Genomic DNA, 25,411 nt, shown 5'->3' with positions numbered 1-25,411 from the left:
ACCAGCCGGACATGCACTAGCGCTTAAACCGGGCCACCAGATCCGGATGGCCAGTTTCACGGACAATTAGGTGTGTGCTGTCAGAGGCGCTGCGCTGCCCGCCAGGCGCACCAGGGCCATTGCAGGCGCCAAAGGACTCCGGGCCTATGATGGCGCGCCCAGGGCGCGCGCAGAGCGTCTCTGACGCAGCATCGCGCCGGGGGGGCTGGCGCGAAGTCGGTCCGCACCCGAGAATCTTTGGCCTTTTCAATGTATGGGACGGTGGCCCGGATGGCGGCAGAATACGCTTGAGGTGGCATTCGAGAAGATCTTCCAACTTGAGGAGCTCGTCTGCTATGTCGCGCACGAGGCTGTCCGCAGCGAACTTCCTCTCCAGAAAGAAAGGGATCCGGCGCGGCGGATTGACCCAGCCATTCCTGGCCCGACCGAAACGGGGCACAATCGAAATGCTGGTTGCCGGTCTTGGTCACAAATATGAGGTGGTCGCCGCCGTCCGCCGCAATGTCGACGAACGGCAGCCCGTCTCCTCTAGCTTGCGTCCTTGAACTCGGCACACTCGCCTTTGACCAGCACGGTCACCGTGACCGGCACGCTGTCGCGGTTGCGCCAGAACCAGCCGTGTTCACCGTCGAAGTCGGCAAGGATTCCGCCCTCCGCTCCGGTGGAGCCGCGACCCTTTTCGTAGGTGACGGAATTACCGCCACCGTGTCCGTGGAGGTCGATGTTCACGCGACCGACGTGTAGCTTGGGGTATGTCCCGTTGTCTGCTACGGACGTCAGGGCCTTTCGGAATTTCACCCTCACTCGCCATTCGCCATCAGCGGCCCACGAGATGCGCATTGGGCATGTAGCCACGGTATCCACATGGAATCACTACCCCTTGCATTCTGGCTCGATCTACTCGGCACTTTTGTATTTGGCATCAGTGGCGCGCTTGTGGCGGTCCGCCGTGGCCTCGACATATTCGGAATCGCGGTTCTCTCTGTCGCAGCCGGTCTCGCAGGAGGCATGATCAGGGATATGCTTCTTGGCGCGACGCCCCCTACAGCGTTGGAGGATCCGCGCTACCTTCTCACCTCCCTTGCAGCAGGAGTCTGCGTGTTCTTCGGGCACCGCCTGCTGGATCGACTGAACAAGCCCGTGATGGTGCTGGATGCGCTCGGACTCGGAGTCTTCGCGGTCAGCGGTTGCCATAAATCGCTCGTGTTCGGTCTCGACCCATTGCCGGCCATCCTGCTCGGTGTTCTCACGGCTGTCGGCGGTGGTGCGGTGCGAGACCTGTTTGTCGCCGAGATCCCGCGTGTCTTGCGCGAAGAAGTCTATGCGCTCGCCGCCATGGTCGGCGCGGCGATCGTGGTGGCTGGCGGTGCGCTCGGCCTAGCTGACGGCTGGACGGCTGCGGCCGGCGTCGTGGGGGCCTTCGCCGTCCGAGTAATAAGCGTCTGGCGGGACTGGCGCGCCCCACGCGCGCCAGGCTCCTGAACCCGATTGGCCATCGACGCCCCCAGCCCAGCAGGTGGTCCGGTCCGAGGGGAACGATGCCGGTCGGGTTGAGCGCCCTGTGTCTGGCAACGGAGTGGGTGACCGTCGTCCGACCAACAACAGGCAAAATGCATGACCGCCCCGGTCTGCGGGGCGGTCTGGGTGGGCGCCGGTGGGCATTACATCGTGAGAGACGGATCAGCGCCGGCCCGATACAGTGAGGTCTCAGGAGCTCATGCCACGTTTTTTGTGCGTTCCGGTCGGAACCGGGATGGGCAGGTAGCCGCCGCTGGGGATGTGCATGGGCTGAGCCGCCGTTGGGACGGGCAGGTAGAAGCCGCTCGGGATGGTGGTTCCGGCCTGCGCGAGCAGGTGAAGGCGCTTCTTCTCGGCGAGTTGTTTGGCCGTCAGCGGGGCGTAAGGAACCGTGCCCTGCATCACCTCGGTCGAGGGCGACGGGTAAGGGGCGGTGGCGCGATCTTCCGCGGTGGCGGCAGTGGCGACGACGAGGGCGGCGGTGAGGGTGGCAATGCGGATCATGGTCTTGTCCTTTCGAGGTCTGGGGCAGGTTTCGGTTCTGCGTTGAGGTGCCTGGAGGTCTGTTCCGTCTCAGGCTGTGACTTCAGGTTTCCAGAACGACTCGAGTCCCACACCCCACGTTTGGGGGGTGCCGAGGCAGGTTTTTCCGTCGAAAGTCATTTTCAGGGCCGGCCCTTTTCCGGTCCATTCAGCGTGGCCGCGCCGGCTCTTTGGTCGAGCCTATGCGGAGCTTTTCGAAAGTTCTGGACCAGATAGTCCATTTTCAGGGATAATGAGGGTCAACCACCCCGCCGCGCGCTGAACGCCCACGACGGCGTGACATGATCTCGACAACCGGGCCGGTTCCTTCCCTATGGTGCCGCCCCGTGCTGTGTATCGGTGACAGCGGCTTCCTTCGAAGATCCGCGCCGTATCAGTCGACCGTCATGATCTGTTCAGGGGGCAAGAAACATGGACAGCGACGTCACGCAGGGTGTGAACCCGATCCATGCCATCCATGGTATCAAGTCGTTCGGCGATGATCCTCCGCCGCCATATCAGATCAACGTCCGGGACTTTCTGTTCATCCGCGCAGAGTTCGAGCGCGATGCGGTCAGGGCGGCGGTGCCTGAGGAACTTGAGATCTCGGACGAGAACACAGGCTTCATCGGGATGACGACGTCAACCGGGGGTTGGGGGCTAGAACCCTATTCGCTGGTCTACATCGCGCTCGACGTCAAGAACGCGGCCTCTGCGGACGGGACACCTAGGCTCTTCCGGGCGTTCAACTACTACTCCGGGCAGCCCGCCCGCTTGTTCAGGCGCCACTACAACAGGCGCATGCAGATCGGATACTGCAACCAGTGGAACGAAGGCCTCACTTGGTATGGAGAGGCCGGTCGCGACGAACCGGAAGTGCGATTGACCATGAGACGGACAACCGAGGACTTCCCCGATCCCGTCTCCGGCATCCATCACTATATTTCGGACGCTCCCGAGGGCGGCCTCGCCCACTTCTACGTCACCTATACCGGGCGGTTCGCACCCGCCGAGCTCATCGACTACGAGGTGCTTCCGGCTGCGTCGGACATGTTGAAAATGCTGAAGCCCACCGGCTTCCCCTTCGTGAACTACGGCCCCAGTGGACCACTCGCTATCAGTGAGCCACACCCGTTCGACCCGACCGCCGGCGCACCGGACACCGAGGCCCATCAACTTGGCCTGATGGACATCATTAGCCGTATCGGGCTGGCAGCAGCCTTAGTTTCGCGGGACGGCCGGCTCTTGTTTCTCAATGAAAGGGCAAGATCGATGCTGGCCATGCCGCAGGTTGGTGGTCGGCTCATCACCTGGCGCAAAGAGGATCAGCGGCACCTTGATGCCGAGATTGTTCGGGCAGGGCAGGCCGGATCGCTCGTCTCGGACATTGTAGCCCTCGTGCGCCCGGATTCGACGGTGCCCATTGTCGCCCGTGCATTGCCAGTGTCCAGGGCGATGGCAGGTGAACCCGCTTTCCTCGTCCTCTTCACGGAACCCGATGCACGCGTGTCCGAAGAAGCCGACAAGGTCTTGCAGGTGTTGGGCCTCACCCCCGCCGAGGCTCGCCTGGCCGCGGGGATCGGTGCGGGGCGATCCGTAGGGGACTGCGCCGACTACCTCGGGGTCACAAACAACACAGCGCGCTCCACTCTGAAGGTCGTTTACGACAAGCTCGGGATCTCGAAGCAGACTGAGCTCGCGGGCATCGTGGCGAGGTTGGGATGAGGCCATGAGCACGGATGGAAAGACATCAACAAGCAACTTGATCGCGTCCACTTTTCTGGGAAAGCCGAACACAGACGACGGCGATACGCCGGCCCCACCCTATATGGTCAAAACAGAGCGATTTTTCTATCTCGGCGTTCGATTCGAACCTGAAGCGACGCGCGCGGCTTTGCCAGAAGCGCTGGAACCGCTGGATGATTTCAGCGGGGTTGTCGGAATGTATGTGGCTCCCGAGGGATGGGGACTTGCGCCCCTTCGCGGCACTTTTTTTGGCATTTCGGTCAAAGGGCCGCAATCGCCCGACGGGTCGCCGACGGTGTTCTTTTCAGAACATGTCCTTGGCGGCCCAGGTCAAAGGATCATCTTCAAAGACTACAATCGACGCGCTCGACGGGGCACCACTGATGTGGTGCCTGACGGGGCCTTCGTTCGAGCGACCCTTGACACCCAAACCGGGCTGGAAGCTTCGATTGTCCTTGAACCGCATTACGCAGAGATATTGCCCCCGCAATCCGGCATTCACTATTATATTGGCGAAGCAGAGAACAACGGACTGAACATTTTCTCAATCGCGTTTACGGGCCGTTTCGTGCCTTCCACCGTCCGCGAATTCTCAATCGGAAACGCCGCGTCAGCACTCATGAAATCCCTACAACCAAGCGAAGTCGTCTGGGCGATGTTGATTGAACAAATGCCAATGACCTTTTCCGCACCTAGCCGCTATTTCGCGGGGGAGACGGCGGATTACTCGGCCCGCGCCCACCAGGTAGGCTTGATGGATCTTCTTTCTAGGATAGGGCATCCCGCCGCCTTGGTGAACCACCACGGTCGCACGCTGTTCTTGACGCCCGAAGCGCAAAGGATACTTACCTCTGCGAAGATCGGTGGCAAGCTGTTGGTCTGGCGCCGACGTGACCAACAGGCGCTTGACGGCGCCGTTTCGGCCTTGGAAACGAGCCACCGCCTCGTGTCGGAACCGATCGCCATCGAACGCCCCGAAGGTGCGCTTCCGATCCTAGCCCGAGCTCTTCCCGTTTCCAGCGTGCTGGCCGGCGAACCCGCTGTTCTGATCTTGTTTTCGGACCCGTCAACAGGATCTTCACCTGAGGCCGCAGCATTGCTTCAAGTCCTTGGCCTGACACCAGCTGAAGCGCGGCTAGCGGCCACTATGGCCTCGGGGCGGTCGGCACGCGAAAGCGGAGAGCTCATTGGCGTTTCCGAAAACACAGCCCGCTCGACGCTAAAGACTGTCTACGACAAGCTCGGGATTTCCAAGCAGTCGGAGTTGGCGGGCATCGTGGCGCGGCTAGGTTAAGGCAAGTCGGATTTCGGACGGCGGCCGCGTCCGCCGAAAGGACGCCGGGCTTTCAGTGTAGAAGTGGCAGCCTCGTCACGGTAGGCGCGCGGCGGGGCCAAGTCGCACTCATATGTGGAACCTAATAAGCCCCGCGATCCATCCTAGCCCGCTTACCCGGTTAACGGCATCTATGCCCGCTTTCTCTCGCACACCCGCCTGAGCACCTGCACCCTGCGCAAAGTGATGGCGACATCCCGACCGTTCGATATGTCGCGCAAGAAACGAAGCCAATCGCGCTCGTTCGGTGTCAGGTCCTCATTTTCACGCTTTTCCATGATGTCACTTCCCGAAGATAGTGCGGATGCTCGCCTGTGAGCGCGCGGTGAGCCTCGGGTCTGTATGTCCAGAGGCGGCACGGATTTCACGCAACCACGCCTGTTCGTTCGCCGTCACGGGGTCGCCGAACACCTCGATGAGCGTGGCCGCCGCCGTGCCGCCGATCGCCTGTTCGAGCGCGAGACGCATGAGGTAGGCCGCATCGCATTCGAGAGCCCCAGCGAGCGCCGGGATGCGATCAAGTGCGACCTTTGAGCGGCCCTGCTTGATCATCGTGATCATGTTCTGGTTCACGTATCCAGCCTGTGCCGCGATGTCGGCCTGCGTCTTCTTGGATTTCAGTTCGAGAACCCGGCGCTCGACAAATTTTGCAAGTTGGGTGTGCTCGTGCGGTTTCGTGGTCATGTTCTTCCTCGCTGATATCGCGCAGCGTGTGCTGCATGTCTTCTTTATAGCGAGGGGTCGTTGGGGAACTGTGGCAGGTTACAACCTCGAATTCTGAACTGCTACGCTCAGACCCGCGCACATAACCGCCTTTCTGGGTTGCGGCTGGACCTCGAATTCTGAACTGCTACGCTCTTGGGCATCGTGTCAGGTGTTCTCTGGTGTTGCGGCTGGACCTCGAATTCTGAACTGCTACGCTCTGCTAACATGTCTCTCACTCCTGCTGTGGGTTGCGGCTGGACCTCGAATTCTGAACTGCTACGCTGTTGAACTGGCTATCCCTATCAACTGGCCGGTTGCGGCTGGACCTCGAATTCTGAACTGCTACGCTCGCAACTCAGGACGAGGTGCGGCAGCAACTGTTGCGGCTGGACCTCGAATTCTGAACTGCTACGCTTTTTATTCGTGGGGCTGGCTCGCCTCACCAGTTGCGGCTGGACCTCGAATTCTGAACTGCTACGCTCACCCATCGCTCGTCTCCTTCTCTGGTGTGGTTGCGGCTGGACCTCGAATTCTGAACTGCTACGCTGCCGTCAATGTCAATCGTTTGACCCGGCGGTTGCGGCTGGACCTCGAATTCTGAACTGCTACGCTACCACGACGCGAATGTGTGGCGAAGGTCAGTTGCGGCTGGACCTCGAATTCTGAACTGCTACGCTGCCCCTCCTGATCCATGGGCGTAGCAAGTTGTTGCGGCTGGACCTCGAATTCTGAACTGCTACGCTTGATACCCTCTCAAGATCCTGTAATCGCAGGGTTTTGGGAGGGTGCTAAGATACATTTTCCTTACCCTTCGGTCAAAACAACACCAACTGCTCAGGATTTTTGCGGGCACGTCTTCGACCCTGATCCGAAAAGTGAACTATGTCACGATACTGGCGGTCCGTGAAATTCAGGATTTGGACATCGCCATTATCGGGTAAGTTTCTTGCTATACGACTGACGCGTGTCTGGAACGCTTCCTTCCCATTTACGAACCGCGCGTAGACAGAGAACTGGCTTCGCTCGAACCCCTAGTCCAAGAGAAAATTTCGGAACCCCGTTGCTGCTTTTCGCTGCGGTTTTGTGTCCGTGGGGAGATCAAACATTACCAGTATCCACATGATCCTATACCCCGATAAATGAGTTTGTGTTTCGGTCACAATCCCGCGCTCCTTAAAGTGAGCGCATCCGGCGGCGCGGGTAACAACAAAGACAGCTTGCCCGCTTCAAAACTCTGGCCAAGAGACGTGGCGAGTTTTGACAATGCCACAGATACAGGCGTCTGCCCCTCCCCCAAGGGAAGATCGAACGCAATAATCCGCGCCAATGTCTGCTTCGCCACGGTATCGACATGATCGCCATTGCGTTTCACAAGCCCCCAGACAGCCGCATCAACAAGCGGTCGAAACGGCTCCATAAGGTCATCAGAAAGTGCGAAAGCATTTGAGCGATTTGAATGGTGGAGACCGATCGAGGGATGAAGGCCCGCAGCGACGACTGCACGTGACGCAGTCGCGCGCAGCACCGTGTAGCCGTAGTTCAGGAGGGCGTTCATGTCCGGGGCATTCCGGTCACGACGGAAATCGCTCCCCATTAGGACGGGCCAGTAATAGCGAGCGGCTTGGGCTTCGACATTTCCGGCGTCGCCACTGACGACTGAACGGATCATCATCCCAAGTGGCGCTGCGGGGTGGCCAAAGGCGTCGAGCACGGCGGCTTGCATCGCAATCTTCGAGGTCACGATCCGCTTCCATGCCTGTTTCGAAAGGGGCGCCTTGGACTGGAACTGCGCGCGCATACGTCCGCCCTGTGCATGGTGACCCTCAAGCGGAAGCAGGACGGACCGCGGCGCATGATTGGCGCCGCAGACGACGACTGGGCAGCCTCGATCCCCGAGTTCTGCCAGAAGAGACCCCGACAGCGTGATGCCATGTGCATGGAGCAGGATGGCGGCTATTTCGTCCAGCGGAACGCGCCCGACTTCGGCACCATCTTGCTCAACCAGAAGAAAACCACGGACACGGGACAGGTGACGCCCGTCCGTGGCGATATCAATGATACGGTCCAAATTCTCGCTCCAAATTGTTGGAAGCGTGGCAGAATTTACCGATTCGCACGACTCCGATCAGTGTTTCGGCGGGCCGGGGTCCTTGATGCGTCCAATTTCATCGACATAAACGCGGCGCAACTTGTTTCTGACAACCGACCCTGCGCCCATTTGCAGGAACTTGAAAGCGTCATTCGGGTTGCGATGCCGAGCGTCCGCATTGGCTTCTAAATGAGGGGCCAAGAACAACCCGTTGGCGCGGTCGAGCTTCTGAACATAAAAAATAGCAGTTTGATCGTCCTGCTCGATTGCGACCATGTCTTTCTTGAAAACTCTCAGAATGCGCTTCGCCGCCGGATGCGGGCGCTTGTCCGTTCCAGCGTGCGCTTCGTAGGTCGAGACGACATGCGGCACGACTTTGCCATCAGGTAACTTCCAAAGGTCGTAGCAGTGGTTGCTGTCGCCTTTATAAGCTTTCAACGGTTGACCGTCCTCATCAGAGCCGACTTCGACACGCGCCGAGCTTTGAAGTGTCTCTATGAGACGAACACGGCGAATGCCCTGATAAGGGCCTTCCTTCTCTGCGAAATTGCGAAGTGCCTCCTCAAAGCCTTTGCCATCTTTCCCTGTTGTTGCGACGGACAGCGCCTTTTGCAGCTGCGTGTCGCGGATGTTTTTTCCCTTTGTTGTAACCTCGATGTCGCCGGGCTTCAGAGACAAAAGGGGCGTTCGGCTCACCACCGTATGGTCATCCACGATCCCGTAGGCCGTGTCGTTATGAAGCCGCCCCGCGGTGCTGTCTTTCCCGTGTTTGCGGCCCTCGACATCGATCCGGCCGTGATCTGCGCGGTGACTAACGACAATGCGCGCGATCTGCGCTGAAATGTCATTCCTGAACCCCTCCCACGGTTCCGGCGTGTCACGCGCAATCAATTCTGCTGACTGGCCTGCGCTCTCGCCCTGCCCGGCCGCTTTGCTGATCCGGTTGACCAAGCTGTGGTCGGTGGCGGCAATGACGGCCGCGTCGATCGCATGGTGGCGGTGGTCCGTCCGGTTCTTGACCTTACCAGCGCCACGGTCCTTGTCGGACAGAAGCGCGTTCAGGCCCCAATGTCGCCGCAGCATTTCCGTCATGCGACCCGGCACGACCCAAACGTGCCCGCCTTCGGTGAAGAGCGTATCGAGATATGCGCGCGAAATGCGCGCGAGATACTGCGTATCGACCAGGGCCCGGTCAAGGAAGTCCCTCTCACCCTCGAACCGCTCCATCGCATCGGGCGCGAACCGCTTTCGTTTGTTCTCGGGCAGGTCCTTGAGGTTGGCCTCGATGGCGTCCCATTGGTCGCTGCCGCCCCATGCCTCCCACGGCGTCCGGTCGCCCTTCTGCCGGTTGGCTTCCCGCAGACAGATCGTGCGATTGGCGAAACTGTCGTCGAGCGTGCGGGAATACGGCAGGATGTGATCGACGTCGCAGGCGCCGTCAAAGAGCATCGTCACACTGATCGGCTTGCCGGTGTAAGGACAGCACCGCGGACCGACGGCCGGGCCGAGATCCTCCCAAAGTCGAAGAAGCAGGCGGTTTGCGCCGGTGTTTTTCTGCCCGATCTCTTCGAGTTGCCGACCCCGCCGAATGGCGTCGGCCGTCGTATCGCGGATCTTTTTCAAGGCTTCGGATTTCTGGGCTTCGGATTGCTTCAACTCGCGCGCAAGCTCGACGACGATCTGGTCGGGTTTGCCATAAGTCGCAATGATCCTGTTAACAAGGCGACGAAGCTGGTTCAGGCCGATGTGAACCGTCGGATTAGTGATGCGCCCGTAGCGCGTGACGTCATCGTCGTCCTCGTTGTAAGTGCCCGGAATGACGTGGCGGTCCAGCACTTCACCGTAATACGGCAACGCCTCCAGACATTCGCCCGTGCGCTGGTTTGAGTGGTGTTTACCCCATCGCTCAACCGCCTGCGAATACGTGCAAACCTCCGCCTTCAGGTTGCACAGGATCGCCTCGGTCGCGGTGAGGCCCAATCGCCCATACCCTTCGGGCAAATGGAGGTTGGCGACGCGTTTCGCGTGGTCTTCGGAGAGGTTGTGTGTCGCACCCAGCCAAGCGACTAAAGATGCGAAGTCATCATCCGACTGCACTTGGCGCAGTTTTTCGATGAGCGCCCACTGCGCCTGCCAGTCCAGCCTGGACCACGCCGGTCCGAACCCGTCCGGGTGCCCCATCGTCGCGCGGATCGGATCACAGGCGATCGCGTCGCGCACACCGCTTTCCAGCGTGAACCTCTCCCCGTCCTTGAGTTTGACCAACTTACCCAACGCCACGAGCTTGAGGTGCATAGACGACAAGCTCTTCACAGGTTTTTTGTTGTCGAGCGCATAAACGATCATGTCGCGCTCTTCGAGCGTCAGCGGTCGGGTGGTGCGACCGTCCGCCGTGACACGAAGTTGGTTAACCGTCTCATAGAGCACACGTCGGCCTGTCAATGGATGCGCTTTCGGCAAGCGCTCTTCTGCGGTGAATAGGCACAGGCCGACCTTTGGTTCTTTCAGAGGTCGCTGGTAGAAAATCTTCTCGAACACCACGTCGCGGAGTTCGCACGTGAGATCGGGGTGAAACGCGGCCTGCGCGGACCAGAGCGCGTGGAATTCATCCTCAAGGTGCGCGCGCTCGGGGTAGAAGTCGTAGCCGGCTTCCTCTTTCGAGTCGGGCCCACCTCGACTGGCTACAGAAAGGCGTGTGCGCACGGACGGAACTTGACGCGGATCAGATGCGCGCGCGCGACGCATATGAAGGAACTCACCATAAGTCCTCGCGCCCGCCTCCTGCATCGCCCAGGTCAGTCGCTTGGTCGCATCCTTGATTTTACCACTCTCATTGTCACCGCGATCCGTTTTGCGGTTCGACTTGAAGCCCCGGCGTTGGTTCAAATGAAACACAGCTCGGCCGAGATGCGTGAGTGGGAGCATTACGTCGAGACCGGTCGCGCGAAGCTCATAGGGGTCAAGCGTTTCCAGCGCCTTTGCAGCTGCCGGATCGCTGGGCATCAGTCCGGCATCAACGAGCACCTTCATAAGCGTAGTTCGGCGCCGAAGATAACGATCACGCCGCCGCCGCATTGCGCGTGCCACTCGTCTGTCCACTGCTAACGATGCCTTCGACTTTGGGTCTCGGCCATCCGCGAAAATGCGCACGCCCCCATCGATCACCGCGACGATACGCGCAGAAGCTCCTGTCCCTGCGGTCGCATATAGCCACCATCCAATCGAATTCGTGCCAATATCCAAGCCGAGGCGCATACGAAATACCCTTCCTCCAGTCCGATAGAGACTTCCCGCTCTCCTTTCAGAAATCAACTTGAATTAGTGCGACAGGACGTTATCATTAGGATGTTCAGAATTCGCGGTCGAGCCGTTAACAAGCTCGAAGTAGCACCACATTTTTACGCGCCCTACGGGGCGCGTAATACTTTTCAAAAAGGTAATTGGTCTGAGTTTAAACGTTAGTTGCGGAAATGCAGGATAACTGTCTTGACCCCTGCGAATTTCCGTTTTTTGGGTTCACACAATTCGGGGCTCAAGCTGCCGTCCTTCTCTTCGCGAGGCCGACGGCGTCGTCAACGAAGCCAACGAGACCATGAACAACCGCGCTTACCCATTCGAGCTGTTCCAGCGCGTCATCACGGTGAGCCTGGAGACGATGAAGATCGTAAGCGCGCTGCCGAAGCTGGACCTGCCCACATGAAGCACCTGCTGATGGCACTCGCCCTCTCCATAGCCCCCGGCCACGCCCACGCGCAGCAGACCTTCTCCTGCTCATACGGTGATCGCGCCGCGTGCTTGGGTTACGGCGATACTGTGTGTTCGAGCCAGGGCAAGTGCGTGAGCCAGGATGCCGCCTGTTTCAGCAGCTACCAATGCAACTACGAAGGGTTCACCTGCAAATCGAACCTGACCGAGTGCGCGGACGAATACGATGGGCTTCAGTCGCGCTTCAACGCGCTGGTGGACGACTACAATGATCTGCTCGAGGACAGTCAGGAGATGCGGGATGCTTTCCGATCGACAGTGGATGACCTAGATGATGCGCGAGGCGCCCTCTCAAACGCGCGGTCGGATCTCCTTTTCGTCACGCAGCAGCGCGACGATGCACTTTCTGCCATAGAGGACATGCGGGACTGCATCGATTATTTCGGGCCGACCGACGACGCCGTCGATTGTTTGCGATGAGTTTCGACCGTTACTGACGAATTTGGCTTCGGGTTTTCGCGAGGCGGCTGATTAGGGGTGTTGCGCAAAAGCGACACTCGGGATTATTTACCCACTTCAAGCGAATGCGTCATCGCGATCGCTATAGCCTTAGTATGAACACCGATCTCGACAGGCTAAAAGCTGCCTATGCCAAGGTGGCTGTGTTGGTCACGCACGACCGCGCCTACGTGCCGATCTTTCAAAGGATCGAGCGCGAGATCATTGCGTTGAAAGACCAGGAAGATGTCTTCCGGCGCGCCCAGATCGCAGCCCGAGATTACAAGGCCGTCGGCTGAATGATCGAATGCAAGTGTGTCAAGCTTGCGCCTTTGCCGTAGCGCTCGCGATCGAGCGCATGGCCCATCAGGTCGCGTCGAATTCGCTCATCGACGCCGGCGGCGAGCATTCGGTCTTCGAAACTGTGTCTCAGCCCATATAACGAGTGTTTCGGTGTCTCCATGAGACCATTTGCCCGAAGGAATTTGTTCACGGTGGCTGAAAGACTGGCAGAGCTGTCCCAATAGCGCGGGAAGCCCTCCGGACGGGCGCGCATGGCCGTCAGGCTTATGCCGCACAGCGGGATCACGCGCCGCGCGTTGGCACTCTTGAGCTGGCGCACCACTGGCTCGATGGAAATGTGCGGCACGTCGCCGTCAAGGCATATCTGAGGGGCTGATAGAGCTGCCAGCTCGCTCGGTCGAGCGCCGGTGTTGATCATTGCCAGCAGAATGAAACGTGCGTCCTCGTTCAACCCGTCCAAGGCGCCGGGCTCCATGATCTTGTCTCTGATCCAGGCGTCCGAAAATGGCGGCCGCGGGACGGCTTCGCCTTCTTTGAAGCTGAGATCGGACAGGGGGAGAACCAGGTTCAAGCGCTTCATCTTGTTCACGGTTTTCAGAACCTCTCCGAGATGAATGAGGTCCTTGTTGGCGCTGCCGGGGGACAGACCCTCGTTCTCGATCCTGTCCAGCCACCAGGCGCGAAAATCGAGCATGTCATCGCCTGTGATCTCGGATATGGGCTTATCGCCCACGACAGTGATAAACGTCTTGATGGCCTTCTTCCGAGGGTTCTCCCACTTGCGAACCTGGTCAGCGCTCTTGCCGAGGGTCTTCTCTCGCGCCAGATTCCAGTAGAGCTTCAGGGCGCGTGTGACAGTGATCTCGGATTCCTTCGCGCCACCGAGAAGCGCGGCCGCCTCTATTAGGTCTGGCTTGCCTTTTTTGACCGGGACCGCCTCGATCCGATCTAGTAGCTCGTCCATGGGCAGTTGGGCGACCTTTTCCACGCGCATATAGCGGAAGCCGCGCGCCTCCGCGAGTTCACGAGCCGCCTCAAAACGCTGTTCTGCGTCGGATGTGTCACCGGCCAGCTTCGCCTCCCACCCGGCCACCAACTGCTCCCAAGCCGGACCTGCTTTCGCCTCGGCCTGTGACATGCTGTCTGTGTGCAAAGACAGCCAGATGAACTTGCGCGGCTCGACCGATTCATACCTTTTTGGAACCCTTCTGTAGAGGGAGAGCTTCTTTCCACGGGTTTTGATCGCCATTGTTACCTCACCTTCGCGCGCGCAATGTAGAGCAAAACGTATAGCGATTTGTATAGCAAAATCGGCTGGGGCGACTAAGCTGAGACAGGGAAGTTGCCTATTTTCACTTCAAAAACAGTGCATTAGGGCTGGAAGTTAGCGATGAAAGGTGGCGGAGACGAAGGGATTCGAACCCTCGAGACGGTTTCCCGCCTACTCCCTTAGCAGGGGAGCGCCTTCGACCACTCGGCCACGTCTCCGCCGACGCGTATAGCCAAGGGAACATAAGGGTTACAAGGCGTTTCTGTCCGCGCTCGGAAAAACCTTGCCGCCTTGGGCGAACGGCGCGTTGGTGCCGGGCATCCGGTGAGCGACGAGCGAGGGGGCGGGGGCTTCCCACGTGGACCTAGGCTGAAAACGTGGCTTGGCGCGCGAGCATGTCGGGAGGCAATCTGGAGTACGGGTTCTTCGCGCCGACCCTGTCCCTCTCGCGCGTCGCATTGTTTGCCGGTGCACTACGTTCTCGGGTGCGCTGGTCACACCTGCCCTAAAACCGCTCAAATACTCGCCTCACACCCACCTCGCCGTCGGCCCCGTGAAAACCACAACCTCCATCCGATCAAAGCCCTCCGCCGTGCGGTCGAAGCCCCGCCGAACGCGTCGAACTGGACTTTGACTCGCAGATGCGAAACATTCCCGCCCACATGCCAAGCCGAACAGAACCCTGAACCGGCTTGGGAAATGTGCCACGCGAGGATGGTCGATTTGAGCGACTCGAATACCGAAACGGCCCGTCCCATTCACGACAGTACGGCACGCGCGGCGAAGGCCCGCACCCGCAAGCGCGTTCTCCTGTGGTCGTCCTGGATCGGGATTACGCTGCTCCTTCTCGTGTCGATGGAAGTGCTGAACGCGGTCGCGGGCAAGCTGGTGATGCCAAGTCCCGTGGACGTGGTGCGCGAAGGCGTCGGCATGACCCTCGACGGGACGATCCCGCGCGCGCTCGGGCAATCTCTGACGGTGCTCGTGCTGGGCTATTTGCTTGCGGCGGTCACGGGGATCGGGATCGGGATTTTCCTTGGCGGCCTGCCGTTCGCAGGGCGCGTGTTCGACCCGTTCGTGAACGCGATGAACTCGACACCCGGGGCGGCCTTCATCCCGCTCATCATCGTCTGGTTCGGCCTGTACACCGAGGCCAAGATCGTCGTCGTCTGGAATGCCGCGCTGTTTCCGATCCTCATCAACACGGCGGCGGGAATCGCGTCGGCGAACCGGGATCTGACCGAGATGGCGCAATCCTTCGGTGCGGGGCGGTGGTCGCTGTTCTGGCAGGTGATGGTGCCGGATGCCTTGCCCTCAATCCTGAGCGGGCTTCGCATCGGGGCCGCGATCTCGACCGTCGGCACGGTCATCGCCGAACTGACCATGGCGCAGTCCGGTCTGGGCGGGCTGCTGGTAGCCGCCGGGAACCGGTTCCAGATGGACAAGTATTTCGCGGTGGTCTTCGTGCTCATGGCGCTCGGCACCGCGATCACCGCGTCGCTGCGATACGCCGAACGCCGGCTGGGGCGCTGGCGGGTTTCGATGTCCGAAGACCACTGACCATGACCGCACCGCTCATCTCGCTCCGCAATGTCGGCAAATGGTTCAAGGACGGCAGGGTCGTCGCGCTCGAGGACATAACCCTCGACATCGCGCCGAGGGAATTCGTAAGCCTCGTCGGACCCTCGGGTTGCGGCAAGACCACGCTGCTTCGGCTGATGAACGGCTTGCTCCAGCCCGATACCGGCACGGTTCTGGTGCGGGGGGAGGCGCCGACGCCGAATTCCGATCTTGCCATGGTGTTCCAGTCCGCGCGCCTGCTGCCGTGGCGCAGCGTGCTTGGCAATATCGAGTTCGTTCTGGCGCTACGGGGCCTGTCCCGCACGGCGCGGCGCGAGCGTTCGTTGGGGCTTCTCGGTGCCGTGGGTCTGCGTGACTTCGCCGAGGCTTTTCCGCACGAACTGTCCGGCGGGATGCAGCAACGGGTCGGTCTGGCCCGCGCGCTTGCCGTCGAGCCCGACGTGCTCTTGATGGACGAACCCTTCGCGGCCCTCGACGCCATGACGCGCGAGACGCTGCGCGCCGAGCTTTTGAAACTCTGGGCGCGGCGCGGCACCGCGATCGTCTTTGTCACCCATGACATCGACGAAGCGATCTTTCTGTCACAACGGATCGTCCTGCTCAGACCGCGACCGGGGGCGATCGAAACGACGCTGACGGTCGACTTGCCCGAGCCGCGCTGGGAAACCGATCCGCGGGCGGACCCGCGTTTCGCGGCGCTTCGGGCCGATCTTTGGAACCGGATTCACGCCATGTCGCGTGACGGGGCGGAGCTCGAGGAGCTCGCCTATGCCTTCGATCCGGGTACGACCAAAGGCATATAGGAAAACCAAATCGTTTTTATAGGGTGCTGAAAGGCGCCTGACGCGTTTAGCTGACAGCACCGCCGATTCCGTTGGCGGTGGGAGGAAAACAATGGCAACGCTCGCTTCCGGATCGCTCGATCCGATCAATGGCGACGTCTGGACCCGTGAATTCGCCGGACACCTACTGGAACGTGCCGGGTTTGGCGGCACGCCGGACGAGATCGCGCATCTGGCGGCCATGACCCCCGAAGCTGCTGTCGATTTCATGCTCGCAGGCGGCGATACCTCGTCCCTCCCGCCGTTCGAGCACTCTGGGGTCTGGGACGCGACGCTGAAGGATTTTCCGCCCAGCCGCCCGGCGGCCACCGAACTGGCCGAACGCACCGGCGAGGCGATGGGGGTTCGCGTCAAACCTTCCGGCGCGCGACCGCTTCAGCCGGTGACCGACCGGTTCTTCTACTGGCTGCGCGCGACCGTGCTTGAGACTCGGCGCCTGGGCTTCTGGTGGTTGGACCGGATGGTGCGCAGCCCGCATCCGCTTCAGGAAAAGATGACGCTCTTCTGGCACGGCCACTTCGCCACGAGCGAGGAAAAGCTGCGCGATTACCGCAAGATCCAACTGCAACTCGACACCCTGCGAAACGGCAGTCTCGGCAATTTCAGCGACCTTCTTACCGCCGTGTCTAAAGACCCGGCGATGCTCGTGTTCCTCGACGCCTCGCACAACGTGAAAGGTGCGCCCAACGAGAATTTCGGGCGCGAGGTGATGGAGCTGTTCACGATGGGTGTGGGCAACTACACCGAGGCCGACATTCGTGAGGCCGCCCGCGCATTCACCGGCTGGGGCAACGACGACCTGACGTTCGTGATCGACCCGGACAAGCACGACGACGGCGAAAAGCGTTTTCTGGGCCAGACCGGCAATTTCGACGGCGACGACATTCTCAGGATCATTCTGGATCAGGACCAGACCGCGCTTTACATCGCGAGCAAGATTTACAGGTTCTTCGTGCGCGACGATCTTTCGCCCGCGATGGCGGCGGACCTTGGCGCGCTTCTGCGCAAGCATGATTACGCGTTGAAACCGTTCCTGCGCACCCTGTTCCTGTCGCAGGATTTCTACAGTCCGGCCTCGGTCGCGAACCATATCAAGTCGCCCACCGAACTGCTTATCTCGACCTATCGCAAACTGGGCCTCGACGCGCTGCCCGGCGTGCCCGACCCCTACACGGTCGGCAAGACGCTGGGTCAGATCCTGCTCTATCCGCCGACCGTGGCCGGCTGGGGCGAGGGGCGCGCATGGATCACGCCGGGGCTTCTGTTCGAGCGAGGCAACTTCGCGCAATCGGTGCTGTTCCCCGACATGATAAATTTCGTCGACCCGAACCTGAACCCGGGCGGCGAAGTGCGGCGGGTGAACAACAACATCAACGCGGGCATGGAGATCACGGCGGCCACGCTGGAAGAGGGGGCCTCGGACAGCATGGCCCAGGGCATTCAGGAAGCGTTCAACACCCGTTACGCGAGCCTTCAGGGCTGGCAGCAGGCGATGCGGCGGGTCAAGCCGATCCCCCGGTCCCCGGCCCAGTTCAGCCTGTCCGAGATGGTGCGCGACGCCGACGCCAAGACCACGTCCGACGCGGTCGATGCGTTGTCCGACCGTTTCCTGCGCGTGCCGCTGGACGATCCGGCCCGCGCCGCGATCGTCGAGCTTCTTAACGAGGAACTGGGAACCGAAACGCTCGCCGAGGCGGACAGCTATCTCGAATATCCGCTCCGCCTTGCCGCTCATGGCATCATGAGCGCCCCGCAATACCAACTGGCCTGACGCACCCGAAGGGAGGCCTATATGGCGAAACAGACGAAACTGACCCGCGCCGACAAGGACCGGCTGAAGGCGTCCGGCTACGACAGCCTCGTGCTCGAAGGGGCAGGGGGCATCTCGACCTCGCCGGTGTGGTCCAAGGTGGCCGATGCCGACAGCACCGACCGCATCCTCGTGATCGTCGAACTCTCCGGCGGGAACGATGGGCTGAACACCGTGATCCCCTATGCCGACGACGCGTATTACAACGCGCGTCCGAACCTTGGCATTCGTCAGAAGAACCTGATCGAGATCGACGACCACTTCGGCTTTCAAAAGACGATGACCGGGTTCGAGAGGCTCTATAAGGACGGCAAGATGGGGATCGTGCATGGCGTGGGCTATGACCAGCCCTCGTTCTCGCATTTTTCCTCGATGGCCTATTGGCAAACCGGCGCCCCGAACAGCGGCGAGGCGCATGGCTGGCTCGGGCGCATGGCCGACGCCATCGACCCGCTGGGCCACAACCCGAATTTCCTCATCAATGTCGACGACCACCAGTCGCTTGCCGTGAACGCGGAACATCATGTGCCGCTGGTTTTCGACGACCCGAACAAGTTCACCCGCCAGATGTTCGAGGCTGAGGCCGACGTCATGGCCGCCGTGGACCGCAGGGGAAACGGGAACGACAACGGTGCGCTCGATTTCCTCAAGGAGATCGCGGCAAGCGCCTCCACCTCGGAACAGCTCGTGCGCGATGCGTGGAGTTCCTATTCCACCCCCGTCGATTACGGCCTCGCCCCGTGGGGGCTGGAAAAGGTCGCGGCCCTTATCGCCGCCGATTTCCCGACGCGCGTCTATTACGTGCCTTACCGCAACAACGCCTTCGACACGCATGTCTACCAGAAAGACCCGCACGCGCGGCTTTGGTCTTACTCCTCGGATCACATCGCCGCCTTCATGCAGGACATGGAGCGGCTGGGCCGCGGCGACGACATCGTGCTGATGGCGTTCAGCGAATTCGGGCGGCGTGTCCCGGAAAACACCAGTCTCGGCACCGATCACGGCACCGCAGGCCCGGCCTTCATGATCGGCAATCCCATCGCGGGCGGCCACTATGGCGGCGTGCCGAGCCTGAGTGACCTCGACGACGGGAACCTGAAATACACGACGGATTTCCGCCGCATCTACTCCACGCTCATCAGCGGATGGATGGGCCATGACGGGGCATCCACGATCCTGAACGACGACTTCGCCCCGATCCCGATCTTTCGCCCGGCGGCCTGATCCCGCCGGGCCGAAAAAACGACAGGCCGCTTGGCCGACAACACGAGGACTAACATGACACGTATTGCAGACCTAAGACTTCCCGCGCTTTCCCTCGCCGCCCTCGCGGCCCTCTCGATCCCCGCGCTTGCGCAGGACGACATGCTCGAACTCAGTGTCGCGCTCGGTGTCGTGGATGCGAATTTCAACCCGACCACGGCTTCGATCTTCAGTCTGGCTGACGACCTCGGCTATTTCGAACGGCACGGGGTGGATGTCACCTATGTCAAACTCGACGGCACGCCACAGGCCGCCGCCGCGCTTTATTCCGGGTCCGTGGACCTTGCCGACATTTCGCTGGAAACGGCCCTGCGTCTCAGGGCCGACAACGACGTCAAGGTGCGCGGCGTGGTCGCAAGCTCCATTGGCACGTCCTTCCTGATCGCCGGGCTGACCGAATTGGCGACGGTCGAAGACCTTGAAGGGCGCAGTTTCGCCATCGCGGATTTCGGCAGTCTCGACCACGCGCTCGGTCAGGCGGTTCTGACGGAATACGGCGTGTCGCCCGACAACATCGAATACGTCGCGATCGGTGCGCCGGACGTGCGAATTCAGGCGCTCGCCGCCGGGAAGGTCGATGCGACGACGGTGTCGTTCGGAACCTACTCATCCGTGGGCGAGGTCGACAGCATCCACATCATCGTCCCGCCCGACGAGTTCTCGCGCCGCTCGCCGGCGCTGACGAAGTTCGTGGCCGGGCTGGAAAGCACGCTTGAAGAGAAACGCGACGCGATCCAGCGGTTCACCGACGCCCTCATCGAGGTTTCGCGCGACATGCAGGCCGACCCGGAACGCTGGATCGACATCGCCGCCGAAGCGCGCCCGGACCTGACCCGTGAGAGCCTTGAACAAACCGCCGAACTGAACGCGTCGCGCTGGTGCATCAATGGCTGCATGGCACCGGCCGAGTTGGAGAAAACCCTGAACTTCATCTACGCCAAGCCGGACTTCGAAGGTGTCGCGGTGATCGACTTCGCCGATGTGAGCGATCTGAGCTTCACCCAACAATCGATGGAAAACCTCGGCGCCGCCGAAGGGTTCGGATTGGACCTTCGCAACTGACGCTTTGGTAGACCGTTAAAAAGTGCGAAGATACTGACCATGTTCGCTTAAGACCGAAAAGCCCGTCGCTTCGGGTTTTCGTATCGCAACGCCGCTTTTCCGGTCACACGGGAAGCGGCGTTGTTCATTTCAAGCGCTCCACAACAGGGGAGTCGCCGCATTGCTCCTTGCCCATGCATCGACGCCCACCGAAGATTTACCGCAATTGCCGGACGACAAGGGATTGCATTGGTCCCATTTCTCATCTTTTGTATGCGAAATGGGGGTGTAGCGTGTACGTAGCGGCCGACGATCTGGTGGCCGATCACGAAAAAAACATTTCAGACGCACCAAACTCCCTGTTAACTATTGCAAAAATCAATACGCCGAATTGCTCCTGCCTAACGAGGACCGACGTGGACATCACCCTGCGCCAACTTGAAATCCTGCACGCGATCGTGGTGAGCGGCTCTATCAGCAAAGCCAAACGGTCGCTTGGTTTGTCGCAGCCGACGATTTCGCAGCAACTTGCCAAGTTCGAGGAGCTTCTTGGCGCGCAGTTGATCTATCGCCAGCGCGGGCACGACGGCCAGCTTACCCAGGCGGGCGAACACTGGTTCAAGGTCGCGCAAAGCATCCTGGGAACGCTGGATCAGGCGACCGTCGATCACCAGTCCCGCACAGGTAAAAGCGGTCTGGAATTGCGTTTCGGAACAACGCCGTCGCTCAGAGGGCGGTTCATGGAAAAGGCGGCGACCCTGTCGCGGGAAATCACCGATTTCTCGCGGGTGGATTTCGTCTGGGCGCTCGGCTCCGCCGAACTGGTCGAGATGATCGCGACCCACAAACTGAACTGCGCCATCGTGAGCGAGGCGAGCGTCGGCGAATACAAGATGTCGATGCATCTGGTTCACCTGTTTCGCGACAAGATCGTGCTGGTCGTGCCCGCCGGGGTGGACGATGACGAGCTCGCGCGGACTCTGAGTGGAGATTCGTCGAACGAGGATGAACTCGGTCCGCTTCGAAACTACGTCGATGTCGGCACCGCTGTGCCTTGGAAAGCCCGTAGCGAGCATTGGTACAGAACCTGTATGCGCAGGGCGGTCCCGTATTTTTCGTGCACGACGCACCAGGGCGCGGTGGACATCGTGGCGGCGGGCCTCGCCACCTGTCACGCCCCCCTGTCTCTGCTGCCCAACCTTCCGGTTTCGGTCCGGCAGCGGATCAAGTTCTACGATCTGGGCGAGCACGTCCGCGACGCGGTGCTCGTGATGCCACGGCATCTGCTGACCCTGCGCCCCTTCGCCGAGTTCCAGCGCCGGTTGAGCGAATGGGTCAAGACCGAGTATTCCGACGAGCTTCTGGAACAGGAAATGCGGACATTGCCGCATTTCAGAACCGCTGCCGAATAACCGTCGCTGACCGGGGCGAGCCCAGACCGGGAAACCGCCGACGGGTGGAGAGGCTTGTGTATTCGCGGCTCCCACCGGGTGTATTCGGCATCCGCACAGCGGCACATATTAATACCCAATTCATTGGATTGGCATACGCTATATCCCCCCGGCGCCGCCGATCAGCGAGGTCGGGCAAGCCGCGCGAACCCGCGCCAAATCTAATCGGTCTGACGGTCAGAACAGCGAAAAACTTGAGGTTTTGCCGCAAGTTAACCAGATTTCCCCTCTTTCCAGCGCATCCCCATTTCAGCGCGAAGAATTGGTCGCGGCATCGCACCGACAGCCGTGAGCCGCGCCATCGGATTCTGCACGCCCCGACTGGCATCCCCCGCGATGCCGCCCTAGTCTTGACTTGGTAAAAATCACGCTGATACTATGCTCAGTGACGTATAAACGCTTGTAATCATTGGCTAAAATGGAACGGAAGGCCGGGACGGAACGGCGCGACCGCAAGGGAGGAAAAATGGCAGACACAACTATGCAGGGGACTGCGCAATCGGGCGCTGGAGTGTGGATATTCCGGGTTCTGCTCATCGCAGGGGCCGCTTTCATGGTTTACTCGTGGTACACCCCGTGGTGGGGGGCCAGCATCGCGGTTCTTCCGGGCGACGACCACATGCTGATGCGTCCGTGGGGCATCGAGGTGATCGGTCAGGTCCGCGCCAACGCCAACCCCGACCTCTGGGCGATGCCGGGCATCTTCGTGCCGTTCATGTGGGCCTACTTCACGGTGTGCCTGCTGGCACTTGCCGCAAGCCTCTTCATCAAGCGCCGCCTTTCGCTGGGACGCTTCAAGCTTCCGCTCGCGACGCTTCTGATCCTGCTCGTCGGTCTGTCCTATGTGGTCGCCGTCGTCCTTGCCTATGTGATCGGCGATTGGCGCGCGGGCATGGCTGACAGCAACTTCATCGGCGAATCCACGATCCGCCACGCCATGACGGGCAACAAAGTCAAGATGACCGGCTACCTGAAGGACGGCTACTACTACGCACTGGCCGCCGGCGGGGTTCTGGTCGTGCTCGGTCTTATCCGCGGCCTGTTCGTGCGCCAGCCGAAGGCCTAGGGCCGACAGGCATCTGAACCTCTTCGACCCCGTGCCGGTCAAGGCGCACGGGTCGATGTGAGAAAAGCGTAATGCCCGGGTTCGGCCCGGGCATTTTTTTTGCACGTCATGCACCTGCACATGGCCGGGTTTTCGTGGGGACAGATGGCCGAATTCCTGAAGCGCCAGACAATCCCCGTGGTGCATTTTTATGCATCTGCCTCGTCAGTTTGCGCCGTTGCGCCAGTAGCTTATGCAAAAAGCAATGTCCCATATTGAAAAACTCATCACCTGAAAGTGACAGCATGGGCATACCTAGGGATTCAACCCTGTAAGGGAGGACAAATATGACAACGAGATCTAGATTGGCTACGTTGACGGCGCTCACCGCTGTCAGCCTTGCAGGCGCAGGTTTTGCGCAGGTGACGCCGGAACGGCTGGTGGCCGCCGGGTCGGAGGAAGAAGCCGCCAACTGGCTCATGGTCCACCGGACCTATGATTCCAACCGCTTTTCCCCGCTGAACGAGATCAACGCCAGCAATGCCGCCGACCTGAGTCTGGCTTTCGCCGTTCCGATCGGCGGGCTCGAGCCGTCGGGCTTCGGCGCGGGCTACATGGAAGCGACGCCGCTGGTCGACAACGGCTTCATGTACGTCTCCGATCCGTGGGGTTCGCCCTACAAGATCGACGTGACGTCGGGAACGAAGGGCCAGATTCTCTGGGTCTGCGACACCGGCATCGAAAAAGACCCGACCGCGGGCGTGCTTCTCGCCAACCGCGGCCTCGCGCTGCACGGCGACAACGTCATCACGGCGCTGAACGATGGCCGTGTCGTGGCCTGTAACAACGAGACCGGTGAGGTCGCATGGGACGTTCAGGCCGCCACCGAGCCGGGCGAAGGCTTCACCAGCGCGCCGCTGGCCGTGGGCGACAAGATTCTTGTCGGTCAGTCCTACGGTGACTGGGCCACCCGTGGTTGGCTTGCCGCACTCGACGCCGCGACCGGCGAAGAAGTCTGGCGCTTCTTCACGGTGCCGGAGCCAGGTCAGCCGGGTTCCGAGACGTGGCTCTGCGAGGAAAGCGGAAACCCCGATTGCTGGAAAACCGGCGGGGCGGCGCTTTGGGTGACGGGTTCCTATGACCCTGAAACCAACACGACCTACTGGGGCACGGGCAACCCTGTGCCGATGTTCGACCCCGAATTCCGTCCGGGCGACAACCTCTACTCGAACTCGACCATCGCGCTCGACGCGGATACCGGCGAGCTGAAGTGGCACTTCCAGTACACGCCGGGCGACTACATGGACTATGACGAAGTCGGCATTCAGCTGCTGATGGACGTCACCGTCGATGGGGAAGAGCGCAAGGTCCTGTCGCACTTCGGCCGGAACGGCATCTTCTATACGCTCGACCGGAACAGCGGTGCCTACATTCAGTCGGCTCAGTATGTGACCGAACTGAACTGGACCGAAGGGATCGACCCCAAGACCGGCATGCCGGTTGAGTACGACCCCTCGAAGTCGCTTCAGACCTATGCCGCCGGCGTCATCAGCCGTGGCAGCGATCCGATCGACCACTGCCCGCACATCACCGGTGGCGTGAACTACTACCCGACGGCCTACAACCCCGAAACCGGCATCGCCTATGGTGCAGGTCAGGAAGGCTGCTCGGAGATCGCGACGCAGGAAATGGCGGCAGAAGACGTCATGCCGGGTGTCATCTTCCTCGGCGGGACTTATGCCGGCAGCAGCGAGCAGACCGGTTCGATCACGGCGATGGACGTGACGACCAGCGAGCAGGTTGCCAAGCAGAACATGCCCTACCCGAACCACAGCGGTGTGCTGGTCACGCCTGAAGTGGTCTACTCGGGCTCGCTCGACGGCACCATGGGCGCCTACGATGCGACGACGCTGGAGCCGCTCTGGTCGGTCAACGTCGGCACCTCGTTCCGCGCACCGCCGATGACCTACGCGGTCGATGGCAAGCAGTATGTTGCCATTCTCGGCGGCCCGGTGGGCGGCAACGCCAACGGGCATGAAGAGCTGGAAAGCATGCAGCAGTCCAACATGCTCTGGGTCTTCGCGGTCAACTGATCCTGAGGTCCTCCGTGCCGGGCAGCTTCGGCTGCCCGGCATTTTCGTCTAAACGCTTTCCCCGAACTTACAGGAGCCGAAATGCACGTCACCCGCGCCGCGGCCGCCATGCTCTTGCCTTTCATGCTGGCCATGCCCGTGACGACCGTGGCGCAGGCCGCGGATCCGGTGGGCGATCCGGCACGTGGTAAGACGGTGTTCCGTTCGGTGGGGGATTGCATGAGGTGCCACGGGTGGGCGGCGGACGGCAGGTCCGGTGTTCACCTTCGCGCACCACCCGGCTCCAACCTTCGCGAAACCGCCCTCGATGCCGAGGGTCTGGCCGAGGTCATCCGATGCGGGCTTCCGGGCACGCCGATGCCCTACCACAGCCGACAGGCCTATGACGGGGACGGCTGCTACGGCATGTCTCTCGACGACTTCGACGCGGACGACAAACCCAAGCGGGGCAAGACGTTCGGCGACGACGATATCCAGAATGTCGTGGCCTACCTGCAATCCGAAGTGATCGGGCTGGGCAAGCCGACGTTCGAGGAATGCACCGCGTTTTTCGAGAATCCGGCCGCCGCGGCCTGCAACAGCCTGAGGTAGCGCGG

20 protein-coding genes, 1 tRNA gene, 1 pseudogene and 1 CRISPR repeat array are annotated in these 25,411 nt (G+C 60.9%); of the genes and pseudogenes, 14 read left to right on the top strand and 8 right to left on the bottom strand.

What is annotated here, in order from left to right:
- Positions 1-528: 528 nt before the first annotated feature.
- A complete protein-coding gene (locus RB2654_RS09555) occupies positions 529-729 on the bottom strand; it encodes a hypothetical protein (protein ID WP_040884660.1) in 201 nt (66 codons plus the stop codon).
- A 135-nt stretch (positions 730-864) separates the two neighbouring features.
- Between RB2654_RS09555 and RB2654_RS09550 the strand changes: the two genes are divergently transcribed.
- Positions 865-1,482: a trimeric intracellular cation channel family protein gene (locus tag RB2654_RS09550; RefSeq protein ID WP_008330843.1), complete on the top strand. Its 618-nt coding sequence runs from the start codon at positions 865-867 to the stop codon at positions 1,480-1,482.
- Between the two features lie 225 nt (positions 1,483-1,707).
- On the opposite strand, the gene RB2654_RS09545 is transcribed toward RB2654_RS09550, so the two are convergent.
- Positions 1,708-2,022: a hypothetical protein gene (locus RB2654_RS09545; RefSeq protein ID WP_008330837.1), complete on the bottom strand. Its 315-nt coding sequence runs from the start codon at positions 2,020-2,022 to the stop codon at positions 1,708-1,710.
- Positions 2,023-2,472: 450 nt separating this feature from the next.
- On the opposite strand from RB2654_RS09545, the gene RB2654_RS09540 reads away from it, so the two are divergent.
- Entirely contained in the window at positions 2,473-3,765 is a 1,293-nt protein-coding gene (locus tag RB2654_RS09540; RefSeq protein ID WP_008330835.1) for a helix-turn-helix transcriptional regulator, read from the top strand.
- A gap of 4 nt (positions 3,766-3,769) precedes the next feature.
- Positions 3,770-5,080 (top strand): helix-turn-helix transcriptional regulator, encoded by a 1,311-nt coding sequence (locus tag RB2654_RS09535; protein ID WP_148912463.1) that lies wholly within the window; start codon positions 3,770-3,772, stop codon positions 5,078-5,080.
- A gap of 321 nt (positions 5,081-5,401) precedes the next feature.
- On the opposite strand, the gene RB2654_RS09530 is transcribed toward RB2654_RS09535, so the two are convergent.
- The 4 genes and pseudogenes from RB2654_RS09530 to cas9 all read right to left on the bottom strand — a co-directional run bounded on the left by RB2654_RS09530 (position 5,402) and on the right by cas9 (position 11,168).
- Entirely contained in the window at positions 5,402-5,803 is a 402-nt protein-coding gene (locus RB2654_RS09530) for a helix-turn-helix domain-containing protein (protein ID WP_008330831.1), read from the bottom strand.
- Between the two features lie 137 nt (positions 5,804-5,940).
- Positions 5,941-6,567: a CRISPR direct-repeat array (repeat unit 36 nt; unit sequence GTTGCGGCTGGACCTCGAATTCTGAACTGCTACGCT).
- A 72-nt stretch (positions 6,568-6,639) separates the two neighbouring features.
- Positions 6,640-6,843, bottom strand: a pseudogene (gene cas2 / locus RB2654_RS24060) (CRISPR-associated endonuclease Cas2); the annotation flags it as partial.
- A 137-nt stretch (positions 6,844-6,980) separates the two neighbouring features.
- A complete protein-coding gene (gene cas1 / locus RB2654_RS09525) occupies positions 6,981-7,892 on the bottom strand; it encodes a type II CRISPR-associated endonuclease Cas1 (protein WP_008330827.1) in 912 nt (303 codons plus the stop codon).
- 57 nt (positions 7,893-7,949) lie between these two features.
- Positions 7,950-11,168 (bottom strand): type II CRISPR RNA-guided endonuclease Cas9, encoded by a 3,219-nt coding sequence (gene cas9, locus RB2654_RS09520; protein ID WP_040884657.1) that lies wholly within the window; start codon positions 11,166-11,168, stop codon positions 7,950-7,952.
- Positions 11,169-11,609: 441 nt separating this feature from the next.
- On the opposite strand from cas9, the gene RB2654_RS22380 reads away from it, so the two are divergent.
- Positions 11,610-12,098: a hypothetical protein gene (locus tag RB2654_RS22380; protein ID WP_008330816.1), complete on the top strand. Its 489-nt coding sequence runs from the start codon at positions 11,610-11,612 to the stop codon at positions 12,096-12,098.
- A gap of 134 nt (positions 12,099-12,232) precedes the next feature.
- Positions 12,233-12,415: a hypothetical protein gene (locus RB2654_RS09510; RefSeq protein ID WP_008330815.1), complete on the top strand. Its 183-nt coding sequence runs from the start codon at positions 12,233-12,235 to the stop codon at positions 12,413-12,415.
- Here RB2654_RS09510 and RB2654_RS09505 read toward each other — a convergent pair.
- On the bottom strand, positions 12,397-13,668 hold the full coding sequence (locus RB2654_RS09505; RefSeq protein WP_008330812.1) for a site-specific integrase: 1,272 nt from the start codon (positions 13,666-13,668) through the stop codon (positions 12,397-12,399). The two genes, RB2654_RS09510 and RB2654_RS09505, sit on opposite strands and share 19 nt — an antisense overlap.
- A 149-nt stretch (positions 13,669-13,817) precedes the next feature.
- Positions 13,818-13,907: transfer RNA gene (locus RB2654_RS09500), tRNA-Ser, on the bottom strand.
- A gap of 496 nt (positions 13,908-14,403) precedes the next feature.
- Between RB2654_RS09500 and RB2654_RS09495 the strand changes: the two genes are divergently transcribed.
- The 9 genes from RB2654_RS09495 (at position 14,404) to RB2654_RS09455 (ending at position 25,406) form a co-directional block, all read left to right on the top strand.
- Positions 14,404-15,249 carry an ABC transporter permease gene (locus RB2654_RS09495; protein ID WP_008330811.1) on the top strand — a complete coding sequence of 282 codons (846 nt, stop codon included), beginning with the start codon at positions 14,404-14,406 and terminating at the stop codon, positions 15,247-15,249.
- 2 nt (positions 15,250-15,251) lie between these two features.
- Positions 15,252-16,073, top strand: coding sequence for an ABC transporter ATP-binding protein (locus RB2654_RS09490; protein WP_008330809.1), 822 nt, complete (start codon positions 15,252-15,254; stop codon positions 16,071-16,073).
- Between the two features lie 91 nt (positions 16,074-16,164).
- Complete coding sequence (locus RB2654_RS09485; protein WP_008330804.1) at positions 16,165-17,883, top strand: DUF1800 domain-containing protein; 1,719 nt, start codon at positions 16,165-16,167, stop codon at positions 17,881-17,883.
- 21 nt (positions 17,884-17,904) lie between these two features.
- Positions 17,905-19,146 (top strand): DUF1501 domain-containing protein, encoded by a 1,242-nt coding sequence (locus RB2654_RS09480; protein ID WP_008330803.1) that lies wholly within the window; start codon positions 17,905-17,907, stop codon positions 19,144-19,146.
- A 54-nt stretch (positions 19,147-19,200) separates the two neighbouring features.
- A complete protein-coding gene (locus tag RB2654_RS09475; RefSeq protein WP_008330802.1) occupies positions 19,201-20,247 on the top strand; it encodes an ABC transporter substrate-binding protein in 1,047 nt (348 codons plus the stop codon).
- Positions 20,248-20,642: 395 nt separating this feature from the next.
- The gene (locus tag RB2654_RS09470; protein ID WP_008330801.1) at positions 20,643-21,638 is read left to right on the top strand and encodes a LysR family transcriptional regulator; all 996 of its coding nucleotides are present in this window, start codon (positions 20,643-20,645) and stop codon (positions 21,636-21,638) included.
- A 505-nt stretch (positions 21,639-22,143) separates the two neighbouring features.
- Positions 22,144-22,743 carry a hypothetical protein gene (locus RB2654_RS09465; RefSeq protein WP_138423681.1) on the top strand — a complete coding sequence of 200 codons (600 nt, stop codon included), beginning with the start codon at positions 22,144-22,146 and terminating at the stop codon, positions 22,741-22,743.
- Positions 22,744-23,087: 344 nt separating this feature from the next.
- Positions 23,088-24,815: a pyrroloquinoline quinone-dependent dehydrogenase gene (locus RB2654_RS09460; protein ID WP_040884653.1), complete on the top strand. Its 1,728-nt coding sequence runs from the start codon at positions 23,088-23,090 to the stop codon at positions 24,813-24,815.
- A gap of 81 nt (positions 24,816-24,896) precedes the next feature.
- A complete protein-coding gene (locus RB2654_RS09455) occupies positions 24,897-25,406 on the top strand; it encodes a c-type cytochrome (protein WP_008330798.1) in 510 nt (169 codons plus the stop codon).
- Positions 25,407-25,411 lie beyond the last annotated feature (5 nt).

The sequence above is a fragment of the Maritimibacter alkaliphilus HTCC2654 genome (assembly GCF_000152805.1).
Taxonomy (GTDB): Bacteria; Pseudomonadota; Alphaproteobacteria; order Rhodobacterales; family Rhodobacteraceae; genus Maritimibacter; species Maritimibacter alkaliphilus.
The sequence above is the reverse complement of the archived record's forward strand: the minus strand, read 5'-3'. Positions and strand labels throughout refer to the sequence as shown.

Coding starts and splice junctions, on each gene's coding strand:
- RB2654_RS09550 (WP_008330843.1), top strand. CDS start 865: ATGGAATCACTACCCCTTGCATTCTGGCTCGATCTACTCGGCACTTTT.
- RB2654_RS09545 (WP_008330837.1), bottom strand. CDS start 2,022: ATGATCCGCATTGCCACCCTCACCGCCGCCCTCGTCGTCGCCACTGCC.
- RB2654_RS09540 (WP_008330835.1), top strand. CDS start 2,473: ATGGACAGCGACGTCACGCAGGGTGTGAACCCGATCCATGCCATCCAT.
- RB2654_RS09535 (WP_148912463.1), top strand. CDS start 3,770: ATGAGCACGGATGGAAAGACATCAACAAGCAACTTGATCGCGTCCACT.
- RB2654_RS09530 (WP_008330831.1), bottom strand. CDS start 5,803: ATGACCACGAAACCGCACGAGCACACCCAACTTGCAAAATTTGTCGAG.
- cas9 (WP_040884657.1), bottom strand. CDS start 11,168: ATGCGCCTCGGCTTGGATATTGGCACGAATTCGATTGGATGGTGGCTA.
- RB2654_RS22380 (WP_008330816.1), top strand. CDS start 11,610: ATGAAGCACCTGCTGATGGCACTCGCCCTCTCCATAGCCCCCGGCCAC.
- RB2654_RS09510 (WP_008330815.1), top strand. CDS start 12,233: ATGAACACCGATCTCGACAGGCTAAAAGCTGCCTATGCCAAGGTGGCT.
- RB2654_RS09505 (WP_008330812.1), bottom strand. CDS start 13,668: ATGGCGATCAAAACCCGTGGAAAGAAGCTCTCCCTCTACAGAAGGGTT.
- RB2654_RS09495 (WP_008330811.1), top strand. CDS start 14,404: ATGGTCGATTTGAGCGACTCGAATACCGAAACGGCCCGTCCCATTCAC.
- RB2654_RS09490 (WP_008330809.1), top strand. CDS start 15,252: ATGACCGCACCGCTCATCTCGCTCCGCAATGTCGGCAAATGGTTCAAG.
- RB2654_RS09485 (WP_008330804.1), top strand. CDS start 16,165: ATGGCAACGCTCGCTTCCGGATCGCTCGATCCGATCAATGGCGACGTC.
- RB2654_RS09480 (WP_008330803.1), top strand. CDS start 17,905: ATGGCGAAACAGACGAAACTGACCCGCGCCGACAAGGACCGGCTGAAG.
- RB2654_RS09475 (WP_008330802.1), top strand. CDS start 19,201: ATGACACGTATTGCAGACCTAAGACTTCCCGCGCTTTCCCTCGCCGCC.
- RB2654_RS09465 (WP_138423681.1), top strand. CDS start 22,144: ATGGCAGACACAACTATGCAGGGGACTGCGCAATCGGGCGCTGGAGTG.
- RB2654_RS09455 (WP_008330798.1), top strand. CDS start 24,897: ATGCACGTCACCCGCGCCGCGGCCGCCATGCTCTTGCCTTTCATGCTG.